This window comes from Affinundibacterium baiyunense (assembly GCF_018139645.1).
Lineage (GTDB): Bacteria > Pseudomonadota > Gammaproteobacteria > Burkholderiales > Burkholderiaceae_D > Undibacterium > Undibacterium baiyunense.
In genome coordinates this window covers 443,388-466,278 of the sequence record NZ_JAGSPM010000002.1, presented here as the reverse complement: position 1 = coordinate 466,278, position 22,891 = coordinate 443,388, and the positions used below count along the sequence as shown (strand labels likewise).

At 45.7% G+C, this 22,891-nt stretch carries 17 protein-coding genes; 10 read left to right on the top strand and 7 right to left on the bottom strand.

Translation table 11 applies throughout. The features are described from left to right. Nucleotides 1-54: 54 nt before the first annotated feature. Complete coding sequence (locus KDM92_RS05215) at nucleotides 55-2,193, bottom strand: S46 family peptidase (protein ID WP_369123442.1); 2,139 nt, start codon at nucleotides 2,191-2,193, stop codon at nucleotides 55-57. Between the two features lie 520 nt (nucleotides 2,194-2,713). Here KDM92_RS05215 and KDM92_RS05210 point away from each other — a divergent pair. From KDM92_RS05210 to KDM92_RS05200, 3 genes are all read left to right on the top strand, one after another. After that, nucleotides 2,714-3,547 carry an amino acid ABC transporter substrate-binding protein gene (locus KDM92_RS05210; protein WP_329603130.1) on the top strand — a complete coding sequence of 278 codons (834 nt, stop codon included), beginning with the start codon at nucleotides 2,714-2,716 and terminating at the stop codon, nucleotides 3,545-3,547. A 7-nt stretch (nucleotides 3,548-3,554) separates the two neighbouring features. Next, the gene (locus KDM92_RS05205) at nucleotides 3,555-6,002 is read left to right on the top strand and encodes a TonB-dependent receptor (RefSeq protein WP_230408175.1); all 2,448 of its coding nucleotides are present in this window, start codon (nucleotides 3,555-3,557) and stop codon (nucleotides 6,000-6,002) included. A gap of 258 nt (nucleotides 6,003-6,260) precedes the next feature. Then, the gene (locus KDM92_RS05200) at nucleotides 6,261-6,563 is read left to right on the top strand and encodes a DUF1161 domain-containing protein (RefSeq protein WP_212683320.1); all 303 of its coding nucleotides are present in this window, start codon (nucleotides 6,261-6,263) and stop codon (nucleotides 6,561-6,563) included. A gap of 76 nt (nucleotides 6,564-6,639) precedes the next feature. On the opposite strand, the gene KDM92_RS05195 is transcribed toward KDM92_RS05200, so the two are convergent. Both KDM92_RS05195 and ftrA read right to left on the bottom strand, forming a co-directional pair. Continuing rightward, nucleotides 6,640-7,326 carry a glutathione S-transferase family protein gene (locus KDM92_RS05195; RefSeq protein WP_212683319.1) on the bottom strand — a complete coding sequence of 229 codons (687 nt, stop codon included), beginning with the start codon at nucleotides 7,324-7,326 and terminating at the stop codon, nucleotides 6,640-6,642. 198 nt (nucleotides 7,327-7,524) lie between these two features. Next, nucleotides 7,525-8,487: a transcriptional regulator FtrA gene (gene ftrA, locus KDM92_RS05190; protein ID WP_212683318.1), complete on the bottom strand. Its 963-nt coding sequence runs from the start codon at nucleotides 8,485-8,487 to the stop codon at nucleotides 7,525-7,527. 150 nt (nucleotides 8,488-8,637) lie between these two features. On the opposite strand from ftrA, the gene KDM92_RS05185 reads away from it, so the two are divergent. Continuing rightward, nucleotides 8,638-9,036: a rhodanese-like domain-containing protein gene (locus KDM92_RS05185; protein ID WP_212683317.1), complete on the top strand. Its 399-nt coding sequence runs from the start codon at nucleotides 8,638-8,640 to the stop codon at nucleotides 9,034-9,036. Between the two features lie 223 nt (nucleotides 9,037-9,259). Beyond that, nucleotides 9,260-11,650, top strand: a complete 2,391-nt coding sequence (locus KDM92_RS05180; RefSeq protein WP_329603129.1) for a glycoside hydrolase family 127 protein — start codon at nucleotides 9,260-9,262, stop codon at nucleotides 11,648-11,650. On the opposite strand, the gene KDM92_RS05175 is transcribed toward KDM92_RS05180, so the two are convergent. The 3 genes from KDM92_RS05175 to KDM92_RS05165 form a co-directional block, all read right to left on the bottom strand. After that, a complete protein-coding gene (locus KDM92_RS05175) occupies nucleotides 11,645-12,334 on the bottom strand; it encodes a DNA alkylation repair protein (protein ID WP_212683315.1) in 690 nt (229 codons plus the stop codon). The genes KDM92_RS05180 and KDM92_RS05175 overlap by 6 nt on opposite strands. 13 nt (nucleotides 12,335-12,347) lie before the next feature. Further along, the gene (ggt, locus tag KDM92_RS05170) at nucleotides 12,348-14,150 is read right to left on the bottom strand and encodes a gamma-glutamyltransferase (RefSeq protein WP_230408174.1); all 1,803 of its coding nucleotides are present in this window, start codon (nucleotides 14,148-14,150) and stop codon (nucleotides 12,348-12,350) included. 185 nt (nucleotides 14,151-14,335) lie between these two features. Further along, nucleotides 14,336-14,584 (bottom strand): hypothetical protein, encoded by a 249-nt coding sequence (locus KDM92_RS05165; RefSeq protein ID WP_212683314.1) that lies wholly within the window; start codon nucleotides 14,582-14,584, stop codon nucleotides 14,336-14,338. A 451-nt stretch (nucleotides 14,585-15,035) separates the two neighbouring features. On the opposite strand from KDM92_RS05165, the gene KDM92_RS05160 reads away from it, so the two are divergent. The 4 genes from KDM92_RS05160 to KDM92_RS05145 all read left to right on the top strand — a co-directional run bounded on the left by KDM92_RS05160 (nucleotide 15,036) and on the right by KDM92_RS05145 (nucleotide 19,439). Beyond that, a complete protein-coding gene (locus KDM92_RS05160) occupies nucleotides 15,036-15,782 on the top strand; it encodes a transporter substrate-binding domain-containing protein (protein ID WP_212683313.1) in 747 nt (248 codons plus the stop codon). A 39-nt stretch (nucleotides 15,783-15,821) separates the two neighbouring features. Beyond that, on the top strand, nucleotides 15,822-17,054 hold the full coding sequence (locus KDM92_RS05155) for a GGDEF domain-containing protein (RefSeq protein ID WP_212683312.1): 1,233 nt from the start codon (nucleotides 15,822-15,824) through the stop codon (nucleotides 17,052-17,054). Between the two features lie 55 nt (nucleotides 17,055-17,109). Then, nucleotides 17,110-18,789, top strand: a complete 1,680-nt coding sequence (locus KDM92_RS05150; protein ID WP_212683311.1) for a mechanosensitive ion channel family protein — start codon at nucleotides 17,110-17,112, stop codon at nucleotides 18,787-18,789. Between the two features lie 101 nt (nucleotides 18,790-18,890). After that, nucleotides 18,891-19,439 carry a thymidine kinase gene (locus KDM92_RS05145; RefSeq protein ID WP_212683310.1) on the top strand — a complete coding sequence of 183 codons (549 nt, stop codon included), beginning with the start codon at nucleotides 18,891-18,893 and terminating at the stop codon, nucleotides 19,437-19,439. Between the two features lie 147 nt (nucleotides 19,440-19,586). Here KDM92_RS05145 and KDM92_RS05140 read toward each other — a convergent pair whose 3' ends face one another. Continuing rightward, nucleotides 19,587-20,303, bottom strand: a complete 717-nt coding sequence (locus tag KDM92_RS05140) for a glutathione S-transferase family protein (RefSeq protein WP_212683309.1) — start codon at nucleotides 20,301-20,303, stop codon at nucleotides 19,587-19,589. Nucleotides 20,304-20,638: 335 nt separating this feature from the next. Between KDM92_RS05140 and KDM92_RS05135 the strand changes: the two genes are divergently transcribed. After that, complete coding sequence (locus tag KDM92_RS05135; protein ID WP_212683308.1) at nucleotides 20,639-22,843, top strand: OsmC domain/YcaO domain-containing protein; 2,205 nt, start codon at nucleotides 20,639-20,641, stop codon at nucleotides 22,841-22,843. The last annotated feature ends 48 nt before the right edge of the window (nucleotides 22,844-22,891 follow it).

Here is a 22,891-nt window from a genome sequence, read left to right as displayed (position 1 = left end):
AACTGACCGCTATTTCTAAGATGAAAATGAAGCGAATATAAAACGATTAAATAATTACTTCGGATACTTAATTGTCATCTCTTTCAATACATTATCCGCACGATCAACTTCTTTCATGATCCACAGCATGTAGCGAATATCGACGTGAATCGCCTTCGTAATTGCTGGATCGAAGTACCAGTCTTTGGTAATCGATTCATAGGTTGAATCAAAATTCAAACCAATCAATTCGCCGCGCTTATTCATCACCGCTGAACCTGAATTGCCGCCAGTAGTATCTGCGCTGGATAAGAAATCGACAGGAACCGTACCCAAAACTTTGTCTTTGAACACACCATAGCGTTTTTCTTTGATCGCTTGTAGCAACGGCGCTGGGGCGATGAAAGGATCTTTGCCAGTGTGTTTTTCAACAATGCCTTCAACCGTGGTAAATGGCCCTTTGGTGATGCCATCTCGTGGCGAGTAAGAACCGACATTACCAAAAGTTACACGCAGCGTTGAATTCGCATCTGGATAGACAGGCTTGCCTTGAGACTTCTTCCAATCAATCACTGCTTGCATGTATTGAGGAATGATGAAATCCAAATTGCCATCGACTTCTTTACGACGATTTTCCAAAGACATGCCAATGTCATGCAACTTCACGGCTAACTGGATAAACGCATCATCCGATTGCGTGAACGCTGCGCGATCTTTATCCATCCACGCTAAGCGCTTTGCGGTATCGGTCAATTGGGTTTTCTCATACAAACCTGCTGCGGCTTCTACTGAAGGTAACAAGGCGTCCAAACCTGCAGGATGGACTGCTAACTTGGCATAACGTGCTAATCCTGCTGTCAAACGGGCGCGATCTACTTTGGCAAGGAAAGATTGTTCCAAGCGAGTGAGACGGCCTTTGATAAATGCAAGATCACGCTCTTGATAACCGCCTTCACGCTGCGCGTTTGGCTTCTCTTTTTCAATTGCCAAACGGTACAAGCTACGTGCGCTCGACAACAAATCACTGTTGGTCGCCACTGCATAGGCCAGCTCTTCTTGCGACAGCGCCATGTCTTCAGCAATCACCGCATCGAGCTTTGATAATAAGGCTTTCGCTTCTGTTGGATTTTTGCTTGATCCGATCAACCAATTGCGGAATTGCGCATCCTGTGCATCTTTAATCGCGGCAATATCTTTACGCGCGAAACCATCAATCAAACCTTGGGTCTTTTTAAGACGGTTATTGATGCCTTTAACGACGCTGGCATAGCGCACTTCATCATCCGCATTCCCTTTAGTCGCCGCTTCGATGGTAGCGATGTCCGCTAACATTTCGGCAGCACGTAAAGGATAATCAGTATCACGTGCGAATCGAATTTCAGCAGGCAATTTATAGCGGCTAGTACGACCTGGATAGCCAGCTAACAAAATTGGATCGCCATTCTTCAAACCTTCGGCAGATACCACTAAAAAGTCTTTTGATTTATATGGCACATTTTCAGGAGAAGGATCTGCTGGACGACCATCTTTACCGACGTAAGCACGCAAGAAAGCGAAATCACCGGTGTGGCGTGGCCATTCGAAATTATCGATATCGCCACCATAGTTACCAATCATATCTGCTGGTGCATATACCAAACGTACGTCACGAATCATCATTTGACGAATACGATAGTATTCTAGGCCACGATGAAAACTTGGCACCGAGCAGCGATAGGCTTTATCTTGCTCGCAATCTGCAATGATCTTTTTGATTTTGCTTTGGATCATTTCACGACGCTCACGGCCGGACATTTTATCGCTTAAGCCGGCAGTCACTTCTTTCGTGACATTTTCTACTTTATCAGTGATGTAGACACGCGCACTTGGGCCCGCGGCTAATTCTTCCGCGCGCGTCTTGGCAAGGAAACCATCGGCAATATAGTTTTTCTTCGCACTAGAATTACGCTGAATCGCATCATAAGCGCAATGATGATTGGTGACGATCAAACCTTCGGGTGAAACGAAAGAAGCCGAACATCCTCCTGTAGAAACAATCGCACTCATTGGATGCTTGGATAAATCTGCTAATTTTTCAGCTGGGATAGTAATGCCAACTTTCTTGAGTTCTGCTTTTAGCTGCGTCAATTGATACGGTTGCCACTGACCTTCATCGGCGAACGCGTATTGGCTGATGGCGAGTATCGCCGCTGGTATCACGAGTCTTTTGAACAATTTGATCTCCTTCATTAAGCTAAGTGCGGGAGTATATCGCTGTTCAAAGATCAAACCAAACCATCTGCAATAGATTTGATTTGCTTCATACCGCCGATCTAGCAGACAACATAAGATAATGCTAACGCTTGTATTTCAATACACAGATCATCGCAACAACACTGTGCAGTATTTCAGGTCACCGCCTTAGGGTCACCACTATTAAACGAGAAATACGTTTGACAACTTTAAGAGAGATAAACAGAGGTTTCAGATAAATCAATAGCACTGGTAGTAAAAAATTATCGCTTGTTCGCACTGTCTGACTGTGGTTGTTTTTCTTCACCAAGCATGGATGTCATCAAATCTTCAGGATAGGTGTGCTACATTTGGTCTTGCCTTGTAGGAACAGCGATTCGATAACAGGCTTGATAATAATAATTGCAGTTCTTCGGTTAGTTCAATGCAGACGACTCATTTTCGACAAATATTCAAACAACAGCTCATCGCTGTTTTTACACTGCTTACCCTTGCTTGTAGTGTGTCCCCTTGCGTTGAAGCGAAAGGTGTCACTGTAGTCATCCATCCTGCCGATGAAGAAAAAGGCGACCCACGATTTAACGATGTTAAAGAAATCTTAAAGACTGCTCTAGAAAAGACGGTTACCGAATTTGGTCCTTATGAATTACGCGCATCCAAGCAACACACCAATGGCTTGCGCTATTTAAATAATCTAGCTAATGGCTATGATTTGAATGTCGTTTGGAGTTCCACCACAGAAGAAAAAGAAAGCAACTATCTACCAATCCGTATCCCACTACGCAAAGGGCTACTTGGCTATCGGATTTTATTAGTGCACAAAGACAAGAAAGACTTACTCAAAAACGTTCGTACCTTAGCAGATCTAAAAAAATTCTCGGTAGGGCAAGGTGTAGGCTGGGATGACGTTAAATTATATGAAACCAATGGCATTGCCGTTGTCGAGGCAAAATACAGCAATCTTTTCCGTATGCTCAGCTATCAACGCTTCGATTTATTCCCACGCGGTATCAATGAAATTTTTAGCGAGTTTGAAAAAGAATCAGCACAAAATCCCGAGTTAGTGATTGATGAAAATATCCTGATTCACTACCCATGGCCGTATTATTTTTTTGTGTCCAAAAATAACCAAGCACTGCATAAACGTCTTGTGGCCGGGCTCAAAAAAATGTTGAAAGACGGTTCGTTTGATGCGATTTTCTGGAAATACAATGGCAAGGCGATTGAAGCGGTGAATTTTAAAAATCGTCGAATTATTGAAATACAAAACTACTTACTACCAAAAGCAACGCCACTTCATAATCCATCTTTGTGGTTTCATCCCAAGATGAAATGAGGACGCCATGTCAAAGCTAGTCACCCATCCCAAATTAAAACCATGCATAGTTGCCCTTGCGGTGCTGGGGGGATGGTCTTTGTTTTGCGCTATGCCAGCGCTGGCACAAACCGATGCAGCGAAGGCGAGCAATGACACGAATGCGAGCGCGCGTGCGATAACAGAGCCAGAAGCGACTGATAAAGATATACCTGCAGTAGTGATTCAAACCCAAAGAAGTCGTTCCAGTCTAAGTCTACCCGGAAGCACTTTGCAAAGTTTATTGCCAGGCATGAACCCGCTCAAAGGCTTACAGCAATTAGCTGGTGTGACTTTTCAATCGGCTGATCCTTGGGGTAATAATGAACAAAATTTCTCCTTATTTATTCATGGATTTAGCGCACAACAATTAGGCTATACCTTAGACGGCGTACCGCTTGGCGACCAACAATATGGCAACTACAATGGCTTGTCGCCGCAACGGGCGATTAGCAGCGAAAACTTGCGCAGTGTCATGCTGAACTCTGGTGCTGGCGACTTGGCGACGGCCTCAACTAGTAATTTGGGCGGCACCATAGAAAATTTTTCTAGCGATCCACATAGAACGCAGCAATGGACTTTGACACAAAGCTTAGGCAGCTATCACGCTAACCGCAGCTATTTGCGTTTCGATAGTGGTGAAGATGCCTCCTCGAATCCGCAATCTTTCTATATTTCAGCCTTACGCCAACGGGTACGCGCTTGGGATTTTGAGGGTGTACAAGGTGGCGAACAATTGAATGCCAAATGGGTCAAGCATTTTAATCGTTCGAAATTGATCGCTTACTACAACTTTTCAGACAAAACCGAACCAAACGAGGACAGTATCGTTCGTAATGCAAGAGAAGAATTTGCCCCCTACACGCGCCCAACCACTTATCCCGATTTTACTTTTGCAAAAGATTATTTAAACCCCAAAGGCGAACCTCCGCGCCGCGATGGTCCAAATTATCGAAATTATTTTGGCGTTGCTCAACGTCGAGACCATTTAGCTTATCTCAAGTTAGAAAGCGATATCGATACAAATACGAGTTGGAATAATCAAGTGTATTGGCATCAACACGATGGTCTTGGTGCGGTCGCCGGCCCGATCGAAGTGGCTGGCTTGCCTGCACTATTTAAAGTTTATTTTCCTAACCAAGATTTAAAGCAAACCTTTGGCGGCTCTGGCTATGCTGTCAGAACCACGGAATACACGATCAATCGCGGTGGCTTGATCTCAAACTGGCAAGCTCGAAGCGGTGCGCATCAATGGCAGGCCGGCATTTGGATAGAACAAAATCGCTCAGATGCATACCGACGTTGGTACGGACTCGATCAGCAACGTCCGCTTAGCCCTTATCAACGTCCGCGTGATCCGCTCATCACCCAATATGGCAGCGAAATCGACAATCGCGTCGTGCAATTGCATTGGCAAGATGCATGGAAAATTCAGCCCACTTTGACTTTGCAAGCAGGATTTAAATCCAGTCTGCAATTTGCACAAGGATACTTTCCTGTTCAACCGAAACTCGGTGCGATCAATGGCGGTTCAAGCGCGCTACCAGAGGGAAGCATCACGACCAAGGCCTGGTTCTTACCACAACTCGGTGCGATATGGCGTCTGCCCAATCAAGATCAAGTCTATGTCAATTTGCAGAAAAATTTGCGTCAATTCATCACTTATGGCGCCGTCGGTGCATCGCCATGGAGCTTAAATAGTCAAAGTGCATTTGACCTATTCAAACGCACTGCGGAACCAGAAACGGCAATTAGTTTTGAAACGGGAATTCGCACTCGCCGTCAATTTGGCGCATCTAATCAGCAATCGCGTCAGCAAGGATTTGGTCTATCAGGAATCGAAAATCAAGTCACACTTTACCATGTGAATTTTCGTGATCGTCTGCTACAAATCAGCCCAACTCCAGTGATTTCTTCTATCGTTAATGGCAATCCGATTTTAGCCAATGTCGGCGATGTCAAAACCTATGGAATAGACATTGCGACTACGCTGCAATTTGGCACGCAGGTTTCGCTATTTAATGCTTTATCGTATAACCAATCCAGCTACCAAGACGACTATTTAAGCGGCAGCAATCGGATCGCTACTAAAGGCAAGCAAGTACCCGCCAGCCCGAGCTGGCTCAACAAATCGATGTTGAAGTTGAAATGGAACGCGCTCGAATGGCAGTTGCTTGGCGACTATGTTGGCAAACGCTACGCCACCTACACCAATGATTTAAGCGTTCCCGCACATTTCCTGATGCACTTTGGCTTGCAATATCCATTACCGTGGACATCGCCGCATGGTCACGGCCAACTCAGTCTTCATGTGCATAATTTAGCCAATCGCCGTGGTACTTCAACGCTGGTGGTGGGTGCCGCTGATAGCACTTACAACACATTTCCAATCGCACCACGCCAAGTTTTTGTGAACCTATCTTTTACGCTCAAATAGGCACTTCTTACAATCTCCCAGCGTTTCTGCAGCTGCATCCTAAAACAGTCGTATATGGCGACAACCCAAGATCATGTTGGCTGAGTTCATGACAATTACAACAGTAATCTATACGGATATCGAATATTTCTATTCGGAATTGTTTCTGAGTGATAAGGTTTTATTCAGAACTCTTACGATGCATCCGTTTATATGCAAACGGAATGCCAACTGAGTGACAACGACAGCCCAAAGATGGATCAAGGCGGTCTCAACTAAGTGCCAACAATTTACAATATCAAAATGGGGGTGGCGATTATGAAGCGTACAATCTTAACTATCAGCCTATTATTCATGGCATTTTCAGCATCGGCCGGGGTGTTATCTTGTGACGATCTCAAGGCTAAGATTGAAAAGAAAGTCGCAGGAAAAGGGGTTAAAGACTATCCTATGGTGGTGGTGAGCAAAGATACTCAAATCAAAGGCAGGGTATTGGGAAGCTGCGACAAAGGAACCATGAAGATTATTCACCAAAAATCCAAAGCACCGAAATCGAACGAAGCAACTTCCTCAGGTTCTTAAACTTCTTCAAGTTCTTAATCAGCATACGCAGTGTGCATACACCATGCACACTGTTATTCATGCATTCATTACTAAATTACGGTTGCATACGTTTATCTTCAAGTATCTCACCCGCAGCCAAAGCTGTTTTTTCGTGCCCAGGTTCACGCCATTTTTCTCTTAAAGCCTCGGTCTGCCATTGTTGCATTGATGGTAGTGCTAACATTCGTTTTACATACGCACTAGCTTGTGGATTCATAGCAAGACCATACGTTTGAATACGGAACACGACGGGGGCAAAAAATGCATCGACGGCGGTAAATTTTTCACCGGCCAAAAACGGTCCACCAAATCGATTCAAGCCTTCACACCACAACTCATTCAAACGATCGATTTCTGCTTGCAGGTCGGCTTTCACTTCTTTTAACCGTATGCGCAAACCAACATGCATGGTGCAAGTGGAGCGTAACTGATTAAAGCCAGAATGCATTTCGGCCGCAGCACAGCGTGCCCAGATTTTTGCTTGCGCATCTTCTGGCCAAACACCACGATGACGATCTGCCAGATATTCAATAATCGCCAAAGAATCCCACACAACCGCAACACCATCATGTAAGCAGGGAACTTTACCCGCCGGAGAAAATTTTCGGAAATTTTCCCAGTTACTGCCAGTGCCAAAAGTCACCAGTTTTTCTTCAAACAATAATTCCATTTCGCGCATCATTATCCACGGGCGTAAAGACCAGGATGAATAAACTTTGTTCGCGATATAAAGTGTGTACATGCAAGGCCTCTCTTATGCTGTGAATAGATAATCTGGTGAACCGCAATCGATCTAGAACTATTATGACTGAGTTTTAATGCCTATAAATACAAAATGTGCGGATGAATGACGATGCGCAAATCTATTACTTGAGGTCAAATGCCTTAGCAAGGTAGCATTTAGCACCCGCCGTCCTCTCATTTTTAGTGCTATTTGAACCTAACTACCAAAAAACTGCTTACGGTATGCAAGCGGGCTTGTCGCAGTAATGCGTTTAAATTGGCGTCGAAAGGTTTCTTCTGAACCAAAGCCGGTCAACTCGACTATTCGTGCCAAGCTAGTCGATGAAGATTCAAGCAACTCTTTCGCTAGCGCAACGCGCTCACGTGCAATCCATTCTTTTGGTGTGGTATTAGCTAATTGCTGGAACTGTCTTTGTAAAGTACGCTCACTCATCGCAGCACGCTTTGCTAACGTGGATAAACTGTGATCACGTGCTGGATGTGCGCGTATCCAATCCAGCAATTGCGACAAACGTCCGCGTTCATCTTCAGCGATGGGACGCGGAATAAATTGTGCTTGCCCTCCTTCACGATGCGGCGGAATGACTAAGCGCTGTGCCACTTGATTCGCAATTTTCACACCATAATCTTTTCTGACCAGATATAACAGCATATCCAGCCCAGCTGCTGACCCAGCCGAACTAATGATCTGCCCATCATCAACATACAGATCATCTGCTTCGACTTGCAGACTTGGATAAGTTAGTCGTAGTTTTTCAGCATAACGCCAATGCGTCGTGACTTTTCTATCATCCAAAATACCCGCTGCAGCCAGCACGAAAATCCCTGAACAAATCGTACAAAAGCGTACACCACGCGCGTAGGCCGCGCGGATCTTTTTAAGCAATACTTCTGGAGGTGTCTCTTCGATATCTCGCCACCCAGGAATAACAATAATATCTCCGTGTTGCAGTTGATCGAGACGGCGCAGCGAATAAGGCGCCTCAACTAAAATGCCGCCAGCAGCGCGCAGCTTGCCAGCTTCAATCGCACAGACTTGAAATCGATACCATTCAACATTGAGTTCAGGACGATGCAAAGAAAACAGTTCGACTGCACACGCGAATTCGAATGTACAAAGTCGATCATAAGCAAGCGCAATCACGCGGGGTGCAGACATAGCTATAGCAAAGAAATACTTGGATAATTAGCGGTTGCAAATTATGACGTATTTTGACTGAATACTGTCATTTACGACACTATACTGCGACTCAACTGTCGCGCACAATCACCTTGTTCGGAATTCGTTTATTTTACTCAAGGAGAACTTATGACCACCAATGCCGTACTCGAAGTCGCCGCTGCTAGTAGTGCTGAAGCACTACAACGTTTTGCAGCTAGCTTGCAATATGAAACCGATTGCTGGGACGTACATGAAGCGTTCGCACAAGGTGATCCGGGATTTATTTTGTTTGATGTTCGTACCATAGACGAATATCAAAGAGGACACATTGATGGTGCGATTCACATGATGCGCGGGAAGATGATTGCTTCAAAATTGAATCACTATCCTCCAAATACCTTGTTTGTGACTTACTGCGCGGGGCCGCATTGCAACGGTGCTACCAAAGCTGCTATCGCGCTTGCAAAACTAGGGCGGCCAGTGAAGATCATGTTGGGTGGCGTCACTGGGTGGGTAGATCAAGGATACGAGCTAGTTCATTCCTAAACTTCGATGAAAAGGTTTGCACAGCTTACGACTGTCGCTAACTAAACAATATGACGAAATCCATTGATTTGCCGTTGACTGCCTATATGTTTTTATTAGAAAGAGTAGCGAATTTCACTATGCGGGTTTCGTCACATCATAAACCTTCATGGGTCAAGACCGGATAATCCGCTTCCCGTATATTTTATGCTTGGACAAATTCGAACGGCAAGGGAGACGCATTGTGACTAATACAAATACACTGAAACATCGTCGCAACTTTTTACAAAGTTCGCTGACTCTCGGTGCGCTGTCTTTAAGTCCACTCTCTCATGGACAACACGGCAAACATAGTCAACACATCCCAAGCCAAGCAACGGCGATACCTTTGAATCAAGTGCGCTTGCTGCCGTCGCCGTATTTAAAAGCGCTCACTGCAAACCAAGCTTATCTGTTGCGACTCGATGCTGATCGCTTTTTACATAATTACCACCGTTTTGCTGGACTTTCGGTCAAAGGAAAGATTTACGGTGGTTGGGAGTCGGACACGATTGCTGGCGAGGGCTTGGGTCACTATCTATCCGCGCTGGCTTTGATGTTTGCGCAAACCGGCGAGGCGGAATTCAAAAGCAGAATTGATTACATCATCACGGAATTAACACGTGTACAAAAAGCACATGGCGATGGTTACATGGGCGGTTTCATGCGCAAACGGCGTGATGGCAGCATCGTTGATGGTAAAGAGATTTTTGCCGAAATGCTGCAAGGAGAAATTCGATCTGCGGGTTTTGATTTGAATGGTTGTTGGGTTCCCTTTTATAACTGGCACAAATTGATGGCGGGTCTGCTCGACGCGCATCAATTAGCAAGCAACGCGCAAGCATTACAACTACTAATCGGGCTCGCTGAGTATATTGATCGTTTCTTTCAAGGGATCAATGATGAGCAATTACAACTGATCTTAAATTGCGAGCACGGCGGCATCAACGAGAGTTTTGCCGAACTTTACGCGCGCACGGGCGACAGACGTTGGCTCACATTAGCGCTACGTTTGTACCACCAAAAAGTATTGAAACCTTTAGAACAAGAACGCGATGAGTTAGCGAACATTCACGCCAATACACAAATCCCCAAGTTAATCGGTCTAGCACGACTCTACGAGGTACATGGTCAGCCAGCTCACGCCAACGCCGCTAAGTATTTCTGGCAACGTGTCACACAACATCACAGCTACGTGATCGGCGGTCATGGTGATCGAGAATATTTTTTTGAAGCAGACACCATTGCAAAGCATTTAACCGAACAGACTTGTGAAGCCTGCTGTAGCTACAATATGCTCAAGCTGACGCGCCATTTATATAGCTGGCAGCCCGATGCCGCGTACTTTGACTATTACGAGCGCACCCATCTCAATCATATTTTGGCGCATCAAGATCCCAAGACTGGTATGTTCACTTATATGACGCCGTTGATGTCAGGAGTACCGCGCGCTTATTCGAGTGAAGAAAATGACTTTTGGTGCTGCGTATTGTCGGGCATGGAAAGTCATGCCAAACATGGCGATTCGATTTACTGGCACCACCAAGATAGTCTGCTGATTAATTTGTATATCCCTTCCAAACTCGATTGGCGACAACAAGGCTTGCAGTTAGAAATGCAAACCGCTTATCCCTATCAAGATGAGATTATTTTTAGCGTACAGCAAGCCACCCGTCGTAAGAAATTGAATCTAGCGTTTCGTATTCCAGCGTGGGCGAAAAATTATCAAATCAGTGTCAATGGCAAACCCGTATCGAGTCAGCTAGAAAAAAATTATCTCGTCATACAAAAAGAATGGCGCAAGGGCGATGTAGTGAAGCTGGTTTTACCGATGGCTTTGCGTATGGAGAACGCACAAGGTAGCACAAATGTAGCGGCGATATTGCGTGGCCCTATGGTGCTGGCAGCAGATCTCGGTAGCAGCGAAGCCGCATACAATGGCATCGCGCCGGCTTTAGTCGGCAAAGATATTTTATCGGCATTTTCCAGCATACAATCGAGTGCTGCGCATTATCAAAGCAAGGGCATTGGGCGTCCACACGATTTGCAGTTCAAGCCTTTCTATGCGCAGTACACACGACGTTCAGCCGTGTATTTTTCTATCTATGATGATGCCGCTTGGCAGCAAGCCGAAGCCGAGGTGCGACGTGAACAAGCACGCTTACACGAATTGAGTTTACGTGCGGTTGATGCGATGCATCTAGGTGAAATGCAGGCCGAACGTGATCATCAGTTGGAGGCCGATATTTCTTACCCCGTGGTGTATCGTGGTAAAAATGGTAGAGATGCTCGCACAGGTGGTTTCTTCAGCTTCACAATGAAAGTGCAGCCAGGTCCTTTGATTCTACAAGCGACTTATTCCGGCGAGGAGAAAAATCGTGACTTCACAATTACTGTCGACGACGTAGAAATCGCGCATATCGTCTTGAACGGCAACAAGGCTGGCGAGTTTATTGAACAGGAATACCTGATTCCAGAATCCTTAAGTCGGGGCAAAGAAAAGATCCGTGTACGTTTCAACCCTAAAAATGGCAAGACGGCAGGTCCGGTATTTGGCTGTCGTCTATATAAGGCGCCTGTCAACAACGGCTCATAAATGCTTTAATGCCTCACGCACACTGAGTGACGACAACTGCATTTGGTATGCTGACACAAAATCACGAACCCGAGCTGGCTGCCACCTTGCGTAATCACGCAAGGCCCAGCCTATCGCTTTGCGAATAAAGAAATCTTCTTCTGCCGCAAGTTGTAATGCGTATGAAAACAAGCGCGTAGTGTCGGTTTGCAAACGCCAGCCTAATTGATGCGTGATTGCAATCCGTCGAACCCACATCGATGCATGCTGCAATGCTTGATCCATGCACGCTTGCGCATCCGGTGAATTTGCACGTGACAAGAATACGATGTCACCAATCACTGCGGCCAAACCATCAACGCTATCCCACCAAGCTTTTTTCTGCGCTAGTTGAATCAATGCAGAAATGTCCTGTAAACCCAGCACTTTTTTATGCTGAGCCAATAAATCAATCGCAATGTATTGGTACTCACGCTGCGGCATTTCCCACAGCAAATCTGCTAGTTGCAAAACTTCGGTCGCGCTGAACTTTGACTTTCCCATAGATTTGACAATTTGCGCTAACAACTGTCGTCGTAAGGGTGTTTTAATACCGAGAAAATCAAACTGATCGCGCATATAGGCGCGCATCGCTGGTGCATGTTCGCTGTTTGCATTTGCTTGCAAACAGCGCTGAACTTCATGAACAAATTCTTGCACTAGCATTTTCGTCGCGACATCAATGCGATTTTTTCTGTACCAAGGCACTACCCACACCATGGCGCGCAGGTTCGCTAATCGCAGTCACGGTACCGTCGGGATTAAAACGAATCGCGCTTGCGGCGCCGATTTCCGCATCGCTCTTATCGAGCTTCCATTGATGACCAAATCGCGCCAAACCCGTCGCTTGCGCTGCACCGATAAATTGGGGCTCAACCTGAGTCTGTTCCGCATTGCGCTCTGACATACGCGGTGCAGCTAAGGCACGCAGCATATCCATATTCAAATCAATATGATTGACGATAGTTTGTAAAACCGTGGTGATGATCGTAGAACCACCTGGGCTACCAACGGTAAACGCGGGCTTGCCATCTTTAAATGCAATCACCGGAGCAATACTACTGCGCGGACGCTTACCTGCTTCGGGAATATTCGGATGCGGTGCAGTGAAATCAAAATCACTCAACTCATTGTTTAACAAAAATCCATAACCCGGCACCACCATGCCATTACCACCCCAATCTTCTATCGTATATGTGTAAGCAACAATATTGCCTTCTTTATCGCTCACGGTTAAATGCGTAGTGTGGTTGCTCTCTTGCTTTACCGCCTTTGATTCAGAACCAGCGAACGCACGTGGACGCAACGGAATACTCGGGTCTTGCTGAAATGGATAAGGATCACCTGGCAAAGCAGCATTCGCGCGGCTTGCAGCTTGATCGAGACGAATCATTTGGGCTCTTTGTTTGCTGTAGTCTTTACTTAGTAAACCCGCCACCGGAACATCAACAAATTCAGGATCACCAATATAGGCATTGCGATCAGCAAAAGCCAAACGCGATGCTTCTAAATATAAATGCTCAACTTGTTGACGCGACATTTTCTTGGTATCGAAATTTTCTAAAATGTTTAAGGCCAATGCGACTGTCAAACCACCACTACTAGGCGCACCCAAGGCATACAAATCATAGCCACGATAAGTGCTATAGATGGGCAAGCGCGTGCGAACTTCATAATTAAGTAAATCAGCTTGCGTCATATTGCCGGGGCGGACTTTGGCGTTGCCTTGCACGGGCGGATGATTGACTGTTTGCAAAAGTGCGTCGGCAATTTTGCCGCGATAAAATGCATTTGCCCCCGCCTGCGCCAAGATCTGATAGGTCTTGGCCAAATCGGGATTTTTGAAAGCATAGCCAACCGGCAAAGGCTTACCGTCACGCAAATACAAAGCGCTGCTAGAGCTATACAAAGCGAACTTGTGCGCCGCGCCGCTATTTAGGTGATGGAAAATAGGGGAAACCTGAAATCCTTGTTTCGCAGTTTGAATCGCAGGCGCTAACACTTGCTTGAACTGCATACTGCCATAACGCTTCAAAGCTTCGTCCCAAGCGCGCACTGTCCCCGGTACCCCAACTGATAGCCCACTGCTCACCGAGTCTTCCCAAGCGATTGCTTTTCCATTTTCGGTAAATATATCCGAGCGAACGCTGGCAGGTGCCGTCTCGCGGTGATCTAGCACTACAAATCGTTTTTCTTTCGCCAAATAGATCAGCATAAAACCACCACCGCCTATGCCACAACTAAAGGGATCGGTTACCCCCAAAGTCGCGGCAGCAGCGACCGCCGCATCAATCGCATTGCCACCTTGATTGAGTATTTTTAGTGCGGATTGCGAAGCGATTTCATTGATTGTCGCCACCGCGCCGCCTGTACCCGTGGCAATCGGCGTCTTGTTACTAGCGATAGCAGAAACCGAGGATAAACTTAAGCTCAATGCCAAGCCAAACGACATGAGTGATGATGCGTGAACTTGAAAAAACATAAAGACAATCCGTCAAATGAGAAGTAGCGAAGAATTTGATCAAACTCAATTCTCTACATTAACGGATACCATGCCGACTGGCTACTACCAACAAAAGTCAAATTGTGGTCTGTGGTTTTTGAGCACGCGCTCATCTAGCACTAATCCAATGCTTATTTAATATCGACTACAGGCATAAATACCTATTAGGTCGATACGAATCCCAACTTTTGCATAATACTGGAACGCACTTTCGGTGTGTTCTTTATGATAATCAGCTTCTCGTTTTCCATCACAATCAGCATCTTCATCGGTGCGGCACTTTTCACTTGGCGACTTCCCGCATCCGACCAGTAATGCAAAACCACGACCAAGCAAATAATTCCAAGTAATACGGTGGCAAATCGCTCAATGAGTTGGCGTAGTAAGCCACGAAGTTGCACTAACTTTTTCATCTGTATTCTCCTGCAATGCTTACGATAAGCATGTTTATGCAGAATACGTGCCAGCTTGGCGCAAAAATTAAGTGATTGATTTTATTGATTTTTATCGAATTTATTTGCATTAATCAATAGTACGGACAAGACTTTTCGGACGACCGCGGACAATTGTCTCAGCGATGTTGCATGTCGAATGTTGCAATTCGAATTGAAAATCCACACGTCGATACGATAGAGCTTGCAACGCAGCAATTCTGAAAGGCATAATGAATTACAAGGGATATCAGAGTAAGCGCTAGCGCAAATTCTAGAAGAAATACAAGAACACGCATAGGGACAAACACCAGCACGAACGCTAATTTGAGACTGACATCGTTACATTCAGCACGTCAGTCAAGTGCGCTATATTCAATGCTCAGTCTTTCAACACCAACCACGACGCGCCAAAGAAAATAAAAGTATAGAAATGCTCAGCATCAAAAGAATCAAACAACTTTTTATCTTGGCAATCTTGTGTGGCAGCTCAAGTGCAGTGCTGGCGGAATCAAGTATTACTGTAGTCTGGCCGGCTCGCCCACCATTTCAATATGTAGAAAACGGTATCGCCAGAGGTGTCCGGCTAGAACGCGCCAAACAAGTCTTTGCAATGGCAAAAATATCGACGCAATTGATCGAAGAACCTGCAAAACGGATTTGGGCAAGTTTTGCGGCAGGTAAAAAGAACTACTGCTCATTCGATTGGTATAAATTGCCTGAGCGCGAACAAATCGTACAGTTTTCTGTCGCTTTTGAAAAAACGCCGCCTTACTCTGTTCTGACCAATGACACGGTGTTAACCCAAGTCAGTGCGCACAAAAATCTCCGTTCCTTGATGGCCGACCCTGAGCTAACATTAGGATCATTAGATTCCGTCAGCTACGGCAAAGAGCTAGAGTCCATGATTTTTTATAGCAGGAATAAACAGCTCCGCATGAATGTCTTACCGCGTATCATGGCGCGCATGATAGGTGCCAATCGTGCGTCCTATATGCTAATCGACAAACGCGAGTGGGAGTTTATGAAAACTGGCGACCAATACATTAGCAGCACACGTATTCTTGATCTTGAAGGTGTTCCGGAAGGACTGGACAGTTTTATTGTTTGCAGTAAAGATGTCCCTGCTGCTGTCATGTCTCGATTGAATGCAGCGATCATCAAAGTCGGATCAAATTAATTCTGCCTGCCTTCTTCATTACCCTCTGAAAAATATTCCATGATAGCGATCGATCCACGCTCAGTTCTGGTTGTCTGGGCTGCACTCAACATCTTGTTTGCTGGCATGCTGGCACTGGTTGGCATGCAAGCGCGCAATGTAAAAGGCGTTAAACAATGGGCGACCGGTGATTTACTGATCGGCATCGCACTTGGTATTGGTAGTCAAATCAGTTACCCAGCGACGCCATTGATGGCAGGCAGTGCAGCGATCTTACTCGGACTGGGCTTAGGCTTAATTTATAACGGCATCGAAGCATTTGAAGGCCGTCGTTGTCGCTACTGGATTCCCGTACTACTTGCAACGACCATCATCGCAAATAGTTTCATTTTCGGATTATTGTTTTTTGAATCAAAGACACGCATCTTTATTAATTTTTTGGCGTTTGCCGTAATTCATGGCATGTGCGCACGCGCCTTGTTTATTCGCATCGAACAACCCTTGCGCACTGCCTATTGGCTAGCAGCATCCTCAATGAGTATTATTTGCTTACTTGCGATTGCACGTTTAGTGAGTGTCGCACTAACGCCAGCCGATGAGATTAGTATGTTCTCTGCTACCGGAGTTAATCCTATCGTGTTTCTATTTGGTAGTTTGGCGCAAATGTCAGTGTCATTTGCCTTCATGCTGATGATTAACTACACCCTCGCACATCAATTAAATATGTTGGCGACCACCGATGTTTTAACCGGCTTATTCAATCGACGCCGTTTCGAAGAAGAAGCCAAACGTCAAATCAGCCATAGCAAGCGCACCGGCGAAAGCCTGAGCATAATGATGATTGATGTCGATCACTTTAAACACATCAATGATCAATTTGGACATCCAGCAGGTGATGAGGTGTTACGCAAAATAGCCAGCTTGATGCAAGCAATGGTCAGAAATAATGATTTCGTCGCTCGTTACGGCGGCGAGGAATTTTGTGTCTTGTTGCCAGCCACCAGCGAAGCACAAGCTTATGTATTGGGTGAACGCTTACGTCGTTCCTATAGTGATCTGGTGATTCCATGGCAACACCATTTACTCAAGGGCACGATTAGTATCGGTATTGCTAGTAATGAAAACGATCGCGCTACCGAAATCGAAGCACAGCAACTCGATGCTTTGATCGCTGCTGCGGATGTCGCTCTCTATCACGCAAAAAATCATGGTCGTGATCAAGTGACCTGCTACTCAAGCTGTCAAAGTACCGCAACCGAACTCAGTGAAACGCCTATCGGTATATCCCACTAATTCAATATCCGCGCTCATCGCTCACATAGTTCTCATAGATACAAGGAATTCCATCATGCTGCACAACCGAACCACAAGCATCAAACAACTCAGCATAACGATGATAGGATGGATGTTGGCGCTATACACGTCGATCAGCCTTGCTTCCATTGAGAGCGCACCCACCGCGCCAAAAGTCAGCAACAATTCTGAAGCCACACTCTCTATTCTGAATCGAGAGATCATTCATTTTCGCACCACGGTGCTCGGCATCGAACCAGAAGAGCGTGTTAAGCGCGCGCAACGTCGCATTGAACAACAACTCAGCAACACCGGTGAACACAAAGTCAGTATTGCCGATATGCCACCGGGGAAATTGATTCAGATCGATGGAGCAGGCAGTTTTTATATCGCACCGGAAGATGCTGATCCGTTTCAACAAGAAAGCTTAGATAGTGTCGCCAAACAAACCTTAGAGCGCTTAAATCTGGTACTTAAAGAATCACGTGAAAGTCGCAGTCTAGAAGGCATGCTGCGCGCTGGTGCTTATGTCGCAATAGCCTCGCTATTGTTCGCAACGCTGCTCTGGCTGACCTTTCGCTTGCGTCGCGCAGTCGTCGTCAAAACCTTGTCTTTTGCCCGTGACAAACTCGATGGGCACGAATTAATTGAATCGAAATTAATCAACCGTGAACACATACAAAGTGGCTTACGACGGGTATTGCAGTGGTTTTCATGGCTAGTGATTTTTTTACTGACGTATGAATGGCTTAGCTATAGCTTGTCGCAGTTCCCATTCACCCGCCCGTTGGGAGAACAACTGAATCACTACTTACTCAATTTAGTCGGCAAAATCGGTAGTGCAACGATTAAAGCGATTCCTGATCTCTTCACTGCCATCGTCATATTTTTCTTGGCAAAAATAGTCATGCAAGCCTTGAACGCACTATTTGATCGTATCGAAAATGGTAACTTAGAAGTCACTTGGTTAGCTGCTGACGTGGTGTCACCAACCCGACGCATCGTCAAGGTAGCGGTTTGGCTATTTGCCTTAACCATGGCTTATCCTTATTTACCTGGTTCAGGAACCGAAGCTTTTAAAGGAATCTCTGTTTTGCTAGGTTTGATGATCTCACTCGGTGCGTCTAGCTTAATTGCGCAAGCGGCGAGTGGACTAATTTTGACTTATTCGCGGATTTACCGTCAGGGTGAATTCATTCACGTGAATGGACATGAAGGCACGATTACTGACTTGGGCATGTTCACTACCCGCATTCGCAATGGCATGGGATTAGAAATCACTTTACCCAATGCACTGGTTCTCGGCAATGTCACCAAAAATTATTCGCGCGCGCTCCAAGGTCCAGGCTTCGTGATCGACACCAAAGTAACAATTGGATACGACACACCTTGGCGTCAAGTCGAGGCAATGCTGATCGAAGCCGCACGTCGTACACCAAGCATCTTGCAAGATCCAACACCCAAAGTATTTCAAACCGCACTGTCAGATTTCTATCCTGAATATTTATTGATATGCCAAGCTGCCCCAGCAGATCCTGTGCCGCGCGCTGAAGTAATGAGTTTATTACACGCGAATATTCAAGATGTGTTCAATGAATACAATGTACAAATCATGTCGCCACACTACTTAGGCGATCCAGAAAAAGAAAAATTAGTGCCGAAAGAAGGCTGGTTCCGTGCACCAGCCAATCAAAAGCAAACAGAAATTGATGGCAATGAGCGAAATGCAAGCTAATGTCCGCCTCGACCAACTTGCAGCAGGTGAGCAAGCGATGGTATAACGCCCACCCAACTAGATAGAAGCAAATAATAGAATCAAAAAAATAGGAAACCAAATTGGCGAAGTTATATTTTCGATACTCAGCAATGAATGCGGGTAAATCCACCGCGCTACTACAAGTTGCGCACAACTACGAAGAACAAGGGCAACAAGTTTGTTTGTACACCGCTGCCATCGATAATCGTTATGGCACAGGCAAAATCACTTCACGACTAGGGCCTCAACGCGAGGCAGCGACATTTGATGCCGGCTTCGATTTCTTTCGTGATGCGCCGACAGTCAATTGCATCTTAGTCGATGAAGCGCAATTTTTATCGCCGCAGCAGGTCAAGCAACTGCACCAACTGGCGCACGTGCGCGGTATTCCCGTTATTTGCTACGGACTACGCAGCGATTTTCTAGGCGAGCCATTTCAAGGTTCGAGCTACTTGATGACGCTCGCTGACACCATAGAAGAACTCAAAAACATCTGTACTTGCGGTAAGAAAGCAACTATGAATATTCGTGTTGACACCCAAGGCAAACGCATGACGGCAGGTGAACAAATCGATATCGGCGGCAACGAACGTTATCAGCATGTATGCGGACGCTGTTTTTATCAATAAAACGATCATAAAAAAAACAGCGATTCTTTGCATACAAAGAATCGCTGTTGTCGGCATCTAGTTTATTCGCTTAACTTACTTGCTTAACTTACTTGCTTAACTTACTTGCTCAACTTACTCGCGAAATTTACGCACTTCGCTAATCACTCAAGTTGGCGCTTCAATTTTATGCTTCATGCGCTCACAATACTCGCGCAAATTAGGCAGACTTAAGGCCGTTTGTTTTAAAGCGGTTTCCATCGGCACATCGATAATCGCGGATAAAAATGCATACGCTGTCGCATCAATGGTTCGTACTTGTTCACCCATGAAATAAGTTTTATTGGCCAAAAATACCGAGATCGCTTTCAGAATATCTGTACCGATCGCATCAATTTCTGCGGGGTTATGGCGACCTATGCCTTGTGCGCGAATAGACTTTAATACCTGCTTACGCGCCATCTTGGCAAAAAAGGAATGTAGAAAACTGGGCAAACCTAGCTGACCAAAATATTGCATGATGGCGGGACGGTAAATCATCCAAGCTTTGTCATCAGCCCAGCGTATCCATGCGGCGACAAAATACAGTTTTTCTTCCAATAATGCGCGATAAGCCTGCGCGATGGAGAGTTCTAAAGGACTCATTCCAGCATCCAAAGGATGATCCGAAATCGATTCAAAATGTGCCAAGATGACGGAAGAATCACAAATCACCCGATCTTCCAAACGCACCGTCGGCAGTTTCTGTTTGGGCGATTTTTGTGCATTTGCGATTTGTGCTCTGTAGTCGATTTTCTGCAAACGAAAATACACTTCAACTTTGGAACAAAAAGGACTGATATCGAGTACGTCCCAGACAGAGCCATATTTATATAAAGTTAGCATCGCTATATTCCTCAGTTGAAAAGTGCAGCATTTTGTTTGCACTTAGTTCTGCTTCATTACGTTTAACATTACGCTTGATTAAATAAAAATCAGCAATTTACCTAAACTACCTACCCAACAGCCGCTTCATCGAAGTGCTTCAAGGGCGGAGTATACTGAGCTTGCCTTATTGGTGCAATTAATTCATGTCAATTAAATAAAGTTAGCGAACTAGCCTTAGGTATGCATCACCCGCTGCCAGTCAGAATCAAGGATAATGGCGCTAAATCGATTTTCTAGCTGCGCACTCAGAGCAATGGTCCGCACGCTCCTTATTTACCTCTCGGAATATTTTCATGGAAATTAAAGTCAACTTTCTCGACAAACTTCGTCTCGAAGCCAAGTTCGATGATTTCACGGTGATCGCCGATCAGCCGATTCGCTATAAAGGTGATGGCTCTGCGCCCGGCCCATTCGACTACTTCCTCGCATCATCAGCTTTATGCGCGGCGTATTTTGTCAAGTTGTACTGCAACACCCGCAATATTCCGACTGAAAATATTCGTCTCTCACAGAACAATATCGTCGATCCAGAAAATCGCTACGCACAGATTTTTAAAATTCAAGTTGAATTGCCTGCGGATATTTCTGCCAAAGATCGCGAAGGTATCTTGCGTTCTATCGAACGCTGCACAGTAAAAAAAGTGGTGCAACAAGGCCCAGAATTTGTGATCGAAGAAGTCGAAAATCTGGATGCCGATGCGCAAGCCTTACTGACGATCAATCCAGATACAAAAGCAGCCACCTACATTCTTGGCAAAGATCTGCCGCTTGAACAAACCATCGCGAACATGTCGAGCTTATTAGCTGGACTAGGCATCAAAATCGAAATCGCCTCATGGCGTAATATCATTCCGAATGTGTGGTCCTTGCATATTCGCGATGCGCATTCGCCGATGTGCTTTACCAATGGCAAAGGCGCGACCAAAGAAAGTGCGCTAGCGTCTGCACTTGGCGAATACATTGAGCGTTTGAGCAATAATCATTTTTACGCTGGATCATACTGGGGCGAAGACATCGCCAATGCAGAATTCGTACATTACCCGAACGAAAAATGGTTTAAGCCTGGTAAAAAAGATGCGCTACCTAAAGAAATTTTAGATACTTATAGCTTAGCGATTTATAACCCAGATAAAGAGTTGCGTGGCTCGCATCTGATCGATACTAATTCCGGCAATGTAGAACGCGGAATTTGCAGCTTGCCGTTTGAACGACTGTCCGATGGGGCGACGATCTACTTCCCATCGAACTTAGTCGAAAACCTGTTCGCCAGCAATGGCATGAGTGCTGGTAATACCTTGGCCGAAGCGCAAGTGCAATGTCTATCTGAGATTTTTGAACGCGCAGTTAAACGTGAAATTTTAGAAGGCGAATTGACTCTGCCTGATGTACCTACGGAAGTGCTAGCGAAATACCCAAGCATCCTCGCCGGCATCCAAGGATTAGAAGAGCAAGGCTTTCCCGTCTTGGTCAAAGACGCCTCACTCGGCGGCCAATATCCCGTCATGTGTGTGACTTTGATGAACCCGCGCACTGGCGGCGTGTTCGCCTCTTTTGGTGCGCATCCTAGTTTTGAAGTGGCGCTAGAACGCAGCTTAACCGAGTTGTTACAAGGTCGTAGCTTTGAAGGTTTGAACGACTTACCACCACCAACCTTTGTCAGCAATGCGGTCACCGAACCGAATAATTTTGTTGAACATTTCATCGATTCTAGCGGTGTCGTCTCATGGCGCTTCTTTAGCGCCAAAGCCAACTACGAATTTGTCGAATGGGATTTCTCAGGACAAGGCGAAAATTCCAACACCGAGGAAGCGGCCACACTGTTTGGCATTCTCCAAGACATGGGCAAAGAAGTTTACCAAGCGGTATACGACCAACTCGGCGCCACCGCTTGCCGCATCCTCGTGCCCGGCTATTCCGAAGTCTATCCAGTCGAAGATTTGATCTGGGATAACACCAATAAGGCTCTGCTATTCCGCGAAGACATTCTGAATTTGCATCAACTCGACGACGATGGCTTAAGCGATTTACTCGAACGCTTGGAAAATAATGAGTTAGATGACTACAGCGACATCGCCACCTTGATCGGCATAGAATTTGATGAGAACACGGTATGGGGACAACTCACCGTGCTCGAATTACGCTTGTTAATTAATCTCGCCTTACAAGAATTTGAAGACGCCCACGATCAAGTACAGGCCTTCTTGCAATACAACGACAATACGGTTGAACGCGGACTGTTTTATCAAGCTTTGAACGTGGTACTCGAAGTGGAATTAAGTGACGAGCTTGATCACGACGACTACGAACCCAACTTCCGCCGCATGTTTGGCAAGGAGCGTATGGATGCAGTCTACGGCTCACTAGAAGGCAGCGTGCGTTTCTACGGCTTAACACCAACCAGCATAAAACTAGAAGGTTTGGATAGACATCAACGTTTGATTGATAGTTATAAGAAGTTGCACGTCGCACGCGCCAAGTTCGCATCACTATCAAAATAAAGCATCTCAAAAGTCAGATTGCTACAGCGAAGCACGGCGCTTAGCTGT